The 13,988-nt window shown below is 36.4% G+C and carries 6 protein-coding genes; 3 read left to right on the top strand and 3 right to left on the bottom strand.

Translation table 11 applies throughout. From position 1 onward, the window contains the following. The first annotated feature begins 291 nt into the window (after positions 1 to 291). The 3 genes from IPI15_RS14850 to IPI15_RS14840 all read left to right on the top strand — a co-directional run bounded on the left by IPI15_RS14850 (position 292) and on the right by IPI15_RS14840 (position 10,338). Positions 292 to 4,896, top strand: coding sequence for a T9SS type A sorting domain-containing protein (locus tag IPI15_RS14850; RefSeq protein WP_287420983.1), 4,605 nt, complete (start codon positions 292 to 294; stop codon positions 4,894 to 4,896). 585 nt (positions 4,897 to 5,481) lie between these two features. Beyond that, positions 5,482 to 9,477 (top strand): T9SS type A sorting domain-containing protein, encoded by a 3,996-nt coding sequence (locus tag IPI15_RS14845; protein ID WP_287420981.1) that lies wholly within the window; start codon positions 5,482 to 5,484, stop codon positions 9,475 to 9,477. 234 nt (positions 9,478 to 9,711) lie between these two features. Then, positions 9,712 to 10,338, top strand: coding sequence for an alpha-ketoglutarate-dependent dioxygenase AlkB family protein (locus IPI15_RS14840; protein ID WP_287405324.1), 627 nt, complete (start codon positions 9,712 to 9,714; stop codon positions 10,336 to 10,338). A gap of 86 nt (positions 10,339 to 10,424) precedes the next feature. Here IPI15_RS14840 and IPI15_RS14835 read toward each other — a convergent pair whose 3' ends face one another. The 3 genes from IPI15_RS14835 to IPI15_RS14825 form a co-directional block, all read right to left on the bottom strand. Then, positions 10,425 to 11,642: a TCR/Tet family MFS transporter gene (locus IPI15_RS14835; RefSeq protein WP_287405323.1), complete on the bottom strand. Its 1,218-nt coding sequence runs from the start codon at positions 11,640 to 11,642 to the stop codon at positions 10,425 to 10,427. A gap of 387 nt (positions 11,643 to 12,029) precedes the next feature. Continuing rightward, positions 12,030 to 12,938, bottom strand: coding sequence for an NmrA family NAD(P)-binding protein (locus tag IPI15_RS14830; RefSeq protein WP_287405322.1), 909 nt, complete (start codon positions 12,936 to 12,938; stop codon positions 12,030 to 12,032). Positions 12,939 to 13,311: 373 nt separating this feature from the next. Beyond that, complete coding sequence (locus IPI15_RS14825) at positions 13,312 to 13,971, bottom strand: hypothetical protein (protein WP_287405321.1); 660 nt, start codon at positions 13,969 to 13,971, stop codon at positions 13,312 to 13,314. Between the last annotated feature and the right edge of the window lie 17 nt (positions 13,972 to 13,988).

The raw sequence follows: 13,988 nt of genomic DNA, 5'->3' as shown, positions 1-13,988 counted from the left end.
TAATTTTGTCATATCTAAAGAATGAATAATTAGAGATATATAATTAAGTATATTTTCTAATATCTAAGAATAATTTTTTAATAGAACCGTGAAGCCGGTCATTCGTGGCCGGCTACTATTAAAAAGTAAGAATAAGCGTTTTCCCAAAAACAGTATTCAATCCCGGACTTTACCGGTATGATATATTTTGTAATAAGGTTTCTTGTCCAAAGGGTAGTAAAGTATTATCCTTTGGCCTTTTTCACTTGCAGAATAGGTCATTATTCATTTAAGTAAACTACAGTTAGAATTATGAAGTTTTTACAAAGAAAAGGCAAAGCGATTGACAGGTTCATGGTCTTTGATTTAGTTTGGGTGGCTTTAATGGGCGTCCTGTTTATACAGAACACCTCCAGCGAATTACCTCAGTCTAAAAAGCAACAGGAAGAACTTCCTGTTATTACTATTTCAGCCACAGAACAGGCGGCTGCTTTGAATTGCCTGGCAGGGGTGAACATTTCAATTAGCCAAAGCGGCACGTCCCAGATCACGCCTGGATATTTTGTTACTCCTACATATATTAACTTTGCATCCCTACAATTATCCATTGTTGGAAGGCCGGCGCCGATTATTGATTGTGATGATGTGGGGCATTTTCTCACAGCAGTTATTTATGATCCTATCGCTGACCAGACTTGTTCTACACAATTCTTTGTGGAAGATAAAATGCCACCAACGTTTGAATGTGCTACTAAAGAATTGCCATGCGGTATAGAAATATATAGTATACAGCCTCCATATACCGAATTGGTGACTGTTACAGACAATTGCACCAATCCGCCCACCGTGACTATTCTAAGTCATACAGAAAAAAACTATACTTGTCCATCTCCTTATACCTTTGAAATAGTCAGAACCTACAAAGCCACTGACGCTTCAGGCAATTCAGCTACCTGCCAGGATACCGTAAGGTTCTTGCGACCAGTATTAGATGAGATCGTATTTCCTAACGATACTACGATGAGTTGCAGTGAATTTAGCCAGGATACTTCCGTCACAGGTGAACCGACCTGGATGGGATATCCTTTGAGAGGCGTCTGTTATACTTGGTTTGGTAAAGTGGATAAAACAATTCCAATGGGCTGTCCGGGTAGATTCAAAATTAGAAGAATCTGGACAGTAATGGATGAATGTAATAATACTCCTAGTGCACGTGATACTCAATTCATCATGTCCATTGATACTACAGCTCCTATTATTTTTTGTCCTGCAGATACTACAATCGGTCTCACTCAGGATCTATGTGTAGCCAATTATTCTTTTCCGGCTGTGATAGCTACAGATAATTGCAGCAATAATGTAACATTTTCATTCCGTGTGGATGGATTACTGGTATTTAACACCTCTACTTCGCTCCTCATCGGTGAGCATATCATTGAAGTCAGAGCAAATGATGGATGCAACAATTCGTCTACCTGCACTTATAATGTGACTGTCGAAGATCAACAAGCTCCATACCTTACTTGCCATAATATAAATGTCGGGCTAGGAAATACGGAGACAGGCATCGTATGTGCCGATAGCCTGGGCTTTGATTATTCTGACAATTGCGCAGGTCCATTAACTATTTCCATTAAAAAGTCAACCGATAATTCATACACAAATTGTGTAACATATACATGTGATGAAGTCGGTCAAGTTAATACACTTGATTTTAAAGTGTGCGACCAATATGGTAACTGCACTACTTGCTCATTTACTGTAACAGTGCAAGACAAAGAGTTTCCTCAGATTAATTGTGGTGCTGATGTAGACATCGAACTTACATGTTTCCAAACCGATACCCTCAATCCTGAGAATTATCTACCAACTGCCACGGACAATTGCGGTGATCCTGTGATCACATGGTTGGTAAACTCTGTGTTGGACTGTAATAATGAAGGTACAATTGACATTGTTTACACAGCTACAGATGCTGGAGGCAACTCAGCGTCCTGCACTAAAACATTTAATGTAACCAATCCAAACGCATTGGATGAAGGAGACATTATATGGCCTGCTGATCTGGATATGGCTGGTTGCAATCCTAATATAAATGATACAAGCGTCACAGGATATCCAATACTTTTAGGAGAATTCTGCAATGAAATTGATATTTTTTCAGCCAATGTAGACACGACGATCAATGGGGATGGATGCGCTGTATATGTCAAACAATATACAGTGATTGATTCTTGTATTTTCTTACTTTCCGGAGGAACTGATGGAAAGTTCGTTCATCTTCAGAACATTACAGTCACTGGGGCTACAGCACCGAATCTTATAGTACCACCAAATGTAACGATAGAGCCAACTAATATCAATAATTGTACAGCTCAGGTCGATCTTGCCTTAGCCACCGCCACAGGTTGTGGTCAGCCGATCGTTATCACTAATAGCTTTAATAATGGCGGTGCAAATGCAGACGGGATTTATCCATTTGGGGTGACACTTGTTACTTTTACTGCTACCAATTCATGTGGTCTTACAACTATAGGTGTAACTACTGTCACAGTGGAATATGAAAGCAATGATCTATTGATATGCCCTCCTGGTTTTGATGTGTCATGTATGATGGAATTTAATCCAAATAATTTACCTGCACCTACCATAATGAATGTTTGTGGTACCTACGATCTGGACACTTTGATCACAGGAAATGTAAGTGTATGTGGCAATTCAATTTTGACTGTTACATATAGTATTTTAACAAATGATGGCAGAACTGACCAATGCAGCTTTAATATAAATGTCATGGGGACTACTCCATTGACAGAAGCTAATATAGAATGGCCGGACAGCCCGATCACTATTGAATGCAGTGGCAGTATAGACCCCGACTCTTTAGGCAGTTTCCCTGTGATAAATGTTGGAGATGGATGTACTATGTCTTCAGTGAGTTACACTGATACACCATCAGATCCGTTGGATATTGATGCCTGTTCAGCCATTGATAGGCTTTGGACTGTAATAGATAGTTGCAACTATGTACCTAATACACAAAATGGAGTATTTACATTTCTTCAGCATATAGATATAATTGATAATATGGGGCCTCAGATCACTAATTACAATGATGGTGACACGATACTTTCTCCATTAACGTTGGATGATTGTAAGAAAATGGTAGATCTAAGCAACTTGATTATATCTGATTGCTCTCCTTTGGCGATAGCTACTAATGATTATCCGGGAGCAATAGACAATAACTCATTAGATGCATCGGGATTTTTTACACTGGGCACTGTTAAGATCAATTATTACGTAGAAGATATATGCGGAAATGGTAATAATTTTTCACTATATGTTCAGGTAGTTGATTCTTTTCCACCAACATGGCCATGTCCGGATAGTCTTGATGTCTTCATAAATGAATCGGGATTGGATACAGTATATGCATCAGATTTCTCATACATTCCTTATGAAGCATTTGACAATTGCAACTATTTTGATATCTATTTCACCTTTGATTCTTTGGACTTAAGTGACAGTATTATTTATCTGGTATGCACCGGAAGTCCTCAGGATTTAAGTATCCCTGATGTTAAGGTATGGGTATTTGATAAGTCAGGTTTATCTACTTCATGTATTGTAGATTTAAATGTCTTGGTGCCAGTAGGCCAAAATACGAATTGCAATAACTTGATGGGCATAGTTGGAAACTTGGCAGATGAAGGTGGAAGGCCGTTAGTTGATGTTGAGATCATTGCAGATGGCGATAAACATTATTTAACCAAATCTGGCGCCTCAGGGGACTATGAGATCTATGATGTGATACCTGGAGCAGATCTACAAGTAAATGCAAGGAAAAGTGGGCCGGCATTGAAAGGGGTCAATACTGCAGATGCGATTGCAATCAGAGATCATATTCTAGGAAGGAAATCCCTTGATTCGCCCTATAAATTATTGTCAGCTGATGTAAATGCAGACAACGCAGTAAGTGTAAGAGACCTAATAGAGATTAGAAAATTGATCCTGGGTAAGACTGATAAATTCTCATCTGATGAATCATGGAGATTTGCTGATAAGGGGTACCATTTCCCTAATAAAAAGAATCCATTTAATCAGCCAAAGGTATTCGAAAGAACACTTCAAAATGTCTTAGGTATGAAGCCCATTGTAAATTTTGTAGCTCTTAAGCTCGGAGATGTGAACAATAGTGCAATGGATGAAATCGCATCCGGAGAGCTCGATACAAGAAATCAACCTGTTATCATATATACATCCTTAGCAGAAAGCAAAGATGATTATGTTAAAGTAAAATTATCATCTGATCAACTAAAGGATTTGAGAGGATTCCAGTTTGAACTTAATTTTGACAATAGTGCTCTGGAGTTTGTCTCTTTCGAAAACGGCAATTTAGAAGGATTCACAGATGAAAATTACAATGTAGATCAAAATAATCCAGGAACAATGGCTTTTAGCTGGGACGATGAACTAGGTAGATCAGGTAAAGAAATTGGTGTTATCACATTTAAAAAATTGAATAAGGGCAACTTGATGGATGATATATCCATAACAGAGGGCAGAATACAAGCTGAAGCATATGATGTAAAAGGAATTACTAAGAATATCGTAATGCTGGCTGTTGGAAGTTGGGAAAGTGACAAATCCGCTTCTGGTAAGTTATTACAGAACTCTCCAAATCCTTTCAGCAATAAAACGAATATCAATGTGTTACTAACAGAATCGACACAGGGTAAACTTACAATATTCGATGCAACCGGAAGAACTGTTTTTGTCAAAAAAGGCATGTTTGAAAAGGGATTAAATACAATAGAAGTTAAATCAACAGACATAAATGGTTCTGGAATTTATATATATAAATTTGAATCAGATGTGTTCACAGATACGAAAAAAATGATTTTGACACTGTAGTTTTTTGAATTAAGACCATTTTTTAAAGGGAGTAAATTAATTTTTACTCCCTTTTTTATTGATTATCAATGATATATAATTATGTTTTTTATATAATTTAAAATATACTACCACATAGGTATGTGTGAGATCTAAATTCACATGATATATTTGTACCATGTATTAAAAGAAATACGTTAAATAATCTGCGAGAAAAAAAACTAATTAACTCGAACCGAACCGAACCAAACCTACACACTTTTATAATTAGTTCTTGCGATAAAATTGAATATTATTTTGCTCCTACAAGCGGATAATTTTCAAACGCTCTTTTTGTACAATTTCCAACCTTAGTTTTAGAATAGACCTGCCTGAAAGTTAAATATTTTCAGAGCAAATTTTTGTATGTCAGTTTTTCTGCAAAGCATTGACCTGAACCCTCATATGTTTTCATGAACATCTAGCATATAATTCTGAGTGTATAGCGATATACCTCAGGGACAGACTTTTGTAATAAGAAACTACAGTATTGCGGCTCCAGAACGCTGGGCGTGCGCATGCACAATATTTTAATTCTTAATTCTAAAAACTTAAACTAAGTGTCTCATGAAAAAAACGAATTTTACAGATCGTTTGAAGAGCAAAATGAATTTTAATCCTGCGGTAGGATTATTCTTTGTTTTGTGTCTTTTCTTATTTAACAACAACTTGAATGCACAGTGCTCTCCAGCATGTACATCAAGTAATATCTCAGTTGATGCAGATTGCGAAGCCTTAATAACGCTTCCAATGGTTGTTCAAGCAGCTTCCTTAATCGGTTGTGGTGGTCTTTACACTATTAACCTTAAAGCTACAATGACAGGTCCGATTTTGGAAACAGCAACTAACAGCTTTATTATTGCTGATGGTTTGTCTCCTGCAAACGTACCTTATTCATTGATTGGTAAAACTTATGTATTAGAATATGTAAGTATCTCTACCGGCAATTCTTGCTGGAACTGGCATACATTCGAGGATAAACTTGCTCCGGAGATCTTCTGCGGATCAGATACTATTCCATGTTATGCAGATGTGAATTTTGCTAATATCAATCCATTTGACTGTTCAGGTCCAGTGACTCCTCACATCTTGTCTATGACAACTGTGGAGCTTCCATGTACTGAAGAAAATGAAGGATATCTTAGAAGAATATTCAGAACATACTATGCTACTGACGCAGTAGGAAATGCGAGTGATACTTGCACAGATACTATTGTTATCGAAAGACCAAACCTTGATTCAATTGACTATCCTGCTACTGATACTGTTTATTGTGATCAAGCTTATGCAAAAGATGCAAATGGCCATCCAAGTAGCACTGTAACTGGTGTACCTACTATAGGTGATGCCGAAGTTCCTTTATTCCCTAACAACTTAATGAATGTTTGCGGACTATTCACAAGTTATACGGATCAAATCATTGATCTTGGATGTATGGTTAAAGTAATACGTAGCTGGACTGTTACGGAATGGTATTGTGGCACTGATTATGAAGATAATCATCTTCAGATCATTTTTATATTGGATACAGTACCTCCTGTATTAACTATACCAAATGACTTTACTGTAAATACTAACAATTTCGATTGTTTTGCTAATGTATTAATCCCTCCTGCTGTAGCAACTGATAATTGCCAGACAACTCTAAAATGGAATGTTTCATATCCAGGTGGATTTAAAACTCAAAATGGTGGATTCACTGTAAAATTACCAGTGGGTGTACATAATATTATTTACTCAGTAAATGATGGTTGTATCAATAACACTATAGATACTTTACAAATCACTGTAGCTGATGCAGTTGCACCGAATGCTATTTGTATTGAAAATACTGTAGCAAGTATACCTAATGGCAGCAACTATGTAAGAGTACCAGCTGCTTCATTTGACAATGGATCATGGGATAATTGCGGTCCGGTGACTTTCAAAGTTGCTAGAATGGTGGCAGATTGTAACGGTGATGATGATAAACAGACAGACCAACAAGATTATATTGATTTCTATTGCTGTGATATCGCGAATAATCCTATTCAGATAAGATTGTTTGTATATGATCAATCAGGAAATGTTAGTGAGTGTATGGTATCTATTAAAATTCAGGATAAAACAAATCCTATTTTAACTATACCACCTGATATGTGGGTACCTTGCGAATACGCATACAACCCTGAAGATTTAGGATTTACATTTGGTTATGTATATACTGATGGTACTCCAAGAAGAACTGATACGATTTACACTGATGTACAAGGAAATTATTATGTAGGATACCTTGATGGTGTTGCTACTGACAATTGTAATGTAGTAATCACGGAAGAAGTAGATACTGACTTTACTGATTGTGGATCAGGTACTATTACTCGTACGTTTACAGCTACCGATCCTTTTGGTAACAAAGTGACAAAAACACAAGTGATACACATCTATAAAAATCCATTATACTTGTATAAGGAATACTTTGATGCTCCAAATGATACAATGATTATTGATGGTCCATGCGTAGTGGATAATCTTGATCCTGATGATCTACCTGATGCACAACGTCCTATATTCCTACTTGACCAGGTAACAACCTGCTTCAACCTGGCTTATAACCACAGAGACGAAGTATACTATGGCCTTCCTGATGCTTGTTTCAAAATCATAAGATACTGGACTATCATCGATTGGTGTTATGCTTCTACTTATGGATTAGAGGCTGCGCTTGAAACAGCAGTTCACTTCACATCAATAATTAAAGTTAGAAATACTGTTGCTCCGGTATTCGCACCTATTGCTGATATACTAGCTGTATCTGAAGATACAGATTGCTTCCAGGAATTGGTTTCAGTATCTAATAGTGCTACTGATGATTGCACTCCGACGAATCAATTGAAATATAACTATAAAATAGATTATAACTATTCTACAAGCGGCACTCCTACCTGGGATGCAGTAGGTCAGGGCAATAATGCTTCCGGTCTATATCCACTAGGTGTTCACAGAGTATGTTTCTATGCAACTGATCTTTGCGGTAATGTGGGAGAATCTTGCTTAATTGTAACTGTTATAAACAGGAAGAAACCAACTCCGGTTGCTCATCATTTAGTAACAGAGATCATGCCATCAACTGGTACAATCACACTTCCAGCTATTTTCTTTGATGCAGGTTCTTTCGCTAACTGCGGTGGTCCTCTACAATATTCATTCAGCTCAGATGTCAATGACAATATCGTAACATTCGATTGTGATGATATCGGAAACAATCCTCCGGCTTCAATAGAATTCTGGGTAACAGATATCTATGGCAACCAGGATTATGTAGTAGTTACAGTAATTATCCAAGATAATAACAATGTATGCGATGGCAACATCACGACATTCGTAGCAGGTAAAATTGTAACAGAAAAATCTGAAGGTATTCCTAAAGTTGCAGTAAGCGGCGCAGGTAACACAAACACTACGAATGAAGGAACATACAAATTCAATTCAATCAATGCAGGTAGCAGCTATGTGATCAAACCACAAAGTGATAGAGATCCTCTTAACGGAGTAGAAACAGGTGATATTATCAAGATCCAAAACCACCTCCTTAACAAAAAGGCTTTGGATGGACCTTATAAAATCATTGCAGCTGATGTAACTATGGATAATAAACTTACTGTTGCGGATATCGTAGCGATGAGAAGATTGATCCTTGGAAAAGATGAGCAATTCCCTAGTGGACAAAGCTGGAGATTCGTGGACAAAGCATTCCAATTTGCTAATCCTGCTAATCCATTCGCATCTGCATTCCCTGAGCAAATCTCAGTAGTACCAAATGCTACTATGAATGATCTTGACTTCTTCGGTATGAAATTGGGTGATGTCAACAACAACGTTACATTGAGCCTTAACGGTGATAATGATATCGAAGTGAGAGACCTTAAAACCCTTTCATTCACTGCAGATGATCAAATTATACCTGCGGGCATAGCGACACAAGTTACTTTCAAAGTAAGCGATTTCGCTTCTATTGAAGGTTTCCAAATGGCTGTAAACGCTGCACAAGGTGTTGCTATCAAAAACATTGAAAGCAATGATCTAAACTTTGGTACTGATAATTTCAATCTGGTTTCAGATTCTAAAGCTAAATTATCATGGAACAATGATGGTGTTTCTTCTACAGAAGGTGCTCTTACTTTCACTATCATATCTAACAAAGATATCAAGGTGAGTGAAGCACTAAGCGTAGATGCACAAGACTTAAAAGCAACTGCATACGGTTCAGATGAATCAGAATACAAAGTAGACATGAAGTTCAACGGAAGTTCAAATGAAGGAGTTACTGTTTTCCAAAACAGACCAAATCCATTCTCTGATGAAACACGCATCGGAGTTACACTTCCAGAAAATCTTGACGTAACACTTAAGATCTACGACATCAATGGTAGAACAATCTATCAAACTACTAAACAATACGCTAAAGGATCAAATGAGATCCTGATCAACGCAAACATGATCAATGCTAACGGTGTACTTTATTATGAAGTAAGCACTAAATATGGCACTGAGATGAGAAAGATGATCAGACTTAAGAATTAGGCAATATACTGTTTTTGGGATGAGCCCCGCTCCGGTAAACGAACCGGGCGGGGCTTTTTGTTTTAGATGCTAGATTCCAGACACTAGAAGAATCTGACATTTGTTAACTGTTTTCGATATGGAAGGTCCTCCTCCCCTCCTCACTTTTTCACTTTCTCACCCTCTCACCTCCTCACCTCCTCACTACCAACTTTCTCTCAAAACTTTAGTTATAATTCAAATAATACATATACCATGGACATGTTCAATCTCAGCCCTGATCCTTCAATCAACCTTTTACCATATGGCGGAGAAGTCCATTATTTTGGACATATCATGTCATTGTCTAAGTCCGATCACTATTTCAAAATTCTATTAGAAAATATTAAATGGAAAAACGATGAAGCTGTGATCTTTGGCAAACACATCATCACAAAGCGAAAAGTAGCTTGGTATGCAGATAAACCATTCGAATATACCTATTCCAATATTAAAAAAACAGGATTAATCTGGACATCCGAATTGATAGAATTAAAGGAGTTAACAGAAAATTTAACCGGAGAAACATTTAATTCTTGCCTACTAAACCTTTATCACTCTGGAGAAGAAGGAATGGCATGGCACAGTGATGGTGAAAAAGATTTGAAAAAAAAGGGGGCTATTGCTTCACTAAGTTTTGGAGCTGAAAGGAAATTTGCATTCAAGAACAAAAGGACAAAGGAAGTAATCTCGCGTGTTCTTGAACATGGCAGCCTGCTAATAATGAAAGGTGATACACAAGAAAATTGGCTGCATCGACTTCCTCCTACTAAGAAAAATTTTGGACCTAGGGTCAATCTCACCTTCAGAACTATTGAAAAAGACGCTGAAAAGGTCAATTAATTTAAATGAAAATTTGGAAAACTATAACCACAAGTAATAATTAAAACACCTACTCAGTAATATATTAATTATTAACAATGTAGAACTTAAATCACACTTACGCCTTTAGTTTTCAGTGCTAAATAAGCACAAAATGCACTTAACAACATTAAAATACCACCCAGTAAAAATGACACGCCGGAGAAATGCACAGGAGCGGACGGGCGTGTAAAATAAGCGAATAAACCAGTCATTAAAGGCGGACCTAATATGGATGTTAAACTGATCAAACTAGTCAAGGATCCTTGCAATTCACCTTGCTCATTGTTGTGAACACTTGAAGAGATAATAGATTGAAGCGCAGGACCGGCGATCCCACCCAAACAATAAGGTATCAGGAATACAAACATCATCCAGCCCTGATTGGCAAAAGCAAATAGAAAAAGCCCCAATGAATAAAACAATAAACCGAAAAATATACTTTTTTTATTGCCAAGCAAAGGACTTGTATATCTGATCAGAAGGCCTTGTACCAAGGCAACTAAAAGACCAACCACACCAAGTGAAATGCCGATCATCTTTTCTGACCAACCAAATTTTTCAATTGTAAAGAAACTCCAGTTTGTTTGAACTGCATGTGAAGCAAGACTTATCAGAAAAAAGGAAATAGCTAAACCACCTATAGCAGGATAATTTCTTATTTTCAATAAAGAGCGTCCAGGAATAGTAGTCTTCCAGTCAAATTTTCTCCGCTGATCAGCAGGTAAGGATTCAGGAAGTACAAAATAACCATACATCCAATTCAAAAAGCTAAGACCTGCAGCAAACATAAAAGGTACTCTGGACCCCATAGAACCTAAAAGCCCCCCTATTACAGGACCAATGATAAAGCCTAGTCCAAAGGCAGCTCCGATCATTCCAAAATTCTGTGCACGATTTTTGTCATTGCTAATATCTGCGATATAGGCAGATGCAGTAGTAAAACTTGCCCCTGATATACCGGCAATAGCTCTCCCTACAAACAACCAACTAATAGTCGGAGCATATGAAAGAAATAAATAATCCAATGCAAATCCAAATAATGAGATCAATAACACTGGTCTCCGGCCATACCTATCGCTTAACCCGCCTAATATTGGTGAAAAAAGAAACTGCAACGCAGCATAAGTAGCAGTTAGCCATCCTCCAATGGCACTGGCATCACTTATACTTCCTCCGGTCAATTCTTCAATTAACTTTGGCAAGACAGGTATAATTATACCCAGACCTGTCACATCAATAAGCAATGTTATAAAGATAAAGCTGATCGCCGCCTTCTTTGCCATTTGTACTCTTGTTAAAAATAAGGGACAAAAATGAGAAAATAAATTTTACTTCTTGCAAAAATATTTTTTCCTAAATATTGATTGCGACCAATGTGACAATGCCATCACTCTCAAATAGAGTAGAATAGAAAGTGATTTATATCAATTTGGTGAGGAGAGATTTCGAATACCGACATACCGTAACATCTGAGTGCTTGAAAGCTTTAATCAAAATGTTCAGTAATAAACTAATCGGAATTAATTGCTATACTTTTAATTATACCCGATCTCAACTATTCCATGATATTCGGCAAGTGACTTTATTTGTTAAATTCTGATTATTTTAGAAATATTTCGCCAACTTTCACTTTAATAAAGATTACTCAATTACTAAATCCAAATCTAATTTTAATTTGAATTAAGATAATGATTGGAAAGTAAATCCTTAACTTTTGTCCAATTCATGTCTGGATACATATTGTTGTCAATGGATTTTATATTAGCTCTTTTATCCATCATGTTTCTCATGTATTGCATTCCCTGCCAGGCAGGATAAAGATCAGTTTTCCCGGGTGACATAATTTTAGTAATTCTTATAATTAAACTCAGCAATCCAAGACCTCCAGTCCTGATCATGCGAAATTTTTGGCCTGATAAACTACTCATCACATCTGTGATTTCTCTTGGGCTAATTTGATCACCTGCAATATTTAAATAACGTGATGTATTTTCGTCAAGAGCCACATTAGCAGTAAACATTGCTGTATCGTCTAAAGTAGTAAATCCCATTTTATGATCCGCATTGCCCCAATAAAGTACTAATTTCCTTTTGGAGATTATCATAGGGATTTCATTTGTGAGCATATCCATGAATGCGCCACAAAAAATTGTTGTTGAGGAGATGGCGACGGAGTCCAGATATTTATGAAACTCTCTTCTTAAATCTAAGTTACGGTTTTCTCCATCATTAAATTTTGTAAAGTCCAATGAATAATCTGAAGGAATAAATCTAGGAACACCTGCTAAAACTGCTCCGTTCAATAAAATTTTTTGTGCATCAATAACCACATCTCGCAAGCCTGCCAAAGCAGAGATTACACAATTTGCACCTACACATGCCGAAGAAATATCTTGTTCATTAGACATATCCACAACCATTACTTTCGCACCTAGTTGCTCCAAATAACTTATTTTTTTTTGGTTGCTGCTTGGACGAACTAAGACCCTGACTTCAGCCCCTCTATTAAGTAAAGCCTTTACTATTCTACCTCCTAGATTACCGGTACCACCTGCTACAATAATAATTTTTTGATTCATAAATTACTTTTTTGATTTTTCAATTTAATAAACTCATACATTGATTCAATATGAACATACTATAATGTAAACGTTCTGCCCTGAAAATAGATGTATATGCGCAATTATTGCCCAAATTGGGCACATTCATATTCCCTAGAATAATCCTCTGAGCAAAGAATATCATAATTTAAACTCAAATTGGGTCAATATTAAAAGTACAAAATTTCGAAAAAAAGACAACCTAATTTACTGGACTACTCCATCAGGGCAAAATTGTAAAATCAATCCTTCTATTTATTTTGGGGCTTTTGAGAAGTTTGTGTTTCCTCCCGCTGTTCGAAATGACAGTCGGTATCTATTTCTAAGTTTCTCAAACTTGAATTATGAAAATTTAAAATATAGTTGTTTTCATTCCCTTTCTATTAAGATAAATTGCCAACACAACTGTTAAAATAATACTCGCAAACCATATATAGAAGAATATTGGCGTACCATACTCTTGCCTTTCCAATAATAATGATCCGATTACACTCAATACAAATAATATAAAACCTGAGATGATCCAAATGCGATTGTATGTTGGATAATTTAAATCTTTTACTTCAACAGAATAATTGTCAAAATAAAAAATGAATTTAAGTTTATTAAAATCCCACAATAACATCATTATAATAGCAAATAACAGGAGTGAAGTAATTATCCAAGTACCTGTAAAATGAAGTGATATGGTAATAACCCATATATTAGAAATGATGAAGAAGAAGAATAGAGTTCCAAGAGTTGCAAAGCGCTGTGTCATTAATAAAAAAGCTGCAACTACTTGAGCCCAACCAATAAAATTCCAATAAATGCCTGATTGAAAAAGACCTTCAAAAAAGAAACCTATTGGATTATCTATTCCGATTTGTGTAAATCTTAAACCCATGATTTTTTTAAGTCCTGAAGGAATAAAAGCAAACGCAATTAAATAACGTGAAAGAATGACAATGGTATTTAACCACCTTTTACTTCTGATCCTACCGTAAGTGCTATTTATCTTTGTAAAGTTCATAATAAAGTTTGCTCGCT

The sequence above is a fragment of the Candidatus Brachybacter algidus genome, assembly GCF_016707225.1.
Taxonomy (GTDB): Bacteria; Bacteroidota; Bacteroidia; order Chitinophagales; family Saprospiraceae; genus Parvibacillus; species Parvibacillus algidus.
Note: the sequence above shows the minus strand (reverse complement) of the source record. Positions and strands in the feature narration are given on the sequence as shown.

Bases quoted from the DNA above. Each gene is read 5' to 3' on its own strand.
- IPI15_RS14850 (WP_287420983.1), top strand. From the start codon at position 292: ATGAAGTTTTTACAAAGAAAAGGCAAAGCGATTGACAGGTTCATGGTC.
- IPI15_RS14845 (WP_287420981.1), top strand. From the start codon at position 5,482: ATGAAAAAAACGAATTTTACAGATCGTTTGAAGAGCAAAATGAATTTT.
- IPI15_RS14840 (WP_287405324.1), top strand. From the start codon at position 9,712: ATGGACATGTTCAATCTCAGCCCTGATCCTTCAATCAACCTTTTACCA.
- IPI15_RS14835 (WP_287405323.1), bottom strand. From the start codon at position 11,642: ATGGCAAAGAAGGCGGCGATCAGCTTTATCTTTATAACATTGCTTATT.
- IPI15_RS14830 (WP_287405322.1), bottom strand. From the start codon at position 12,938: ATGAATCAAAAAATTATTATTGTAGCAGGTGGTACCGGTAATCTAGGA.
- IPI15_RS14825 (WP_287405321.1), bottom strand. From the start codon at position 13,971: ATGAACTTTACAAAGATAAATAGCACTTACGGTAGGATCAGAAGTAAA.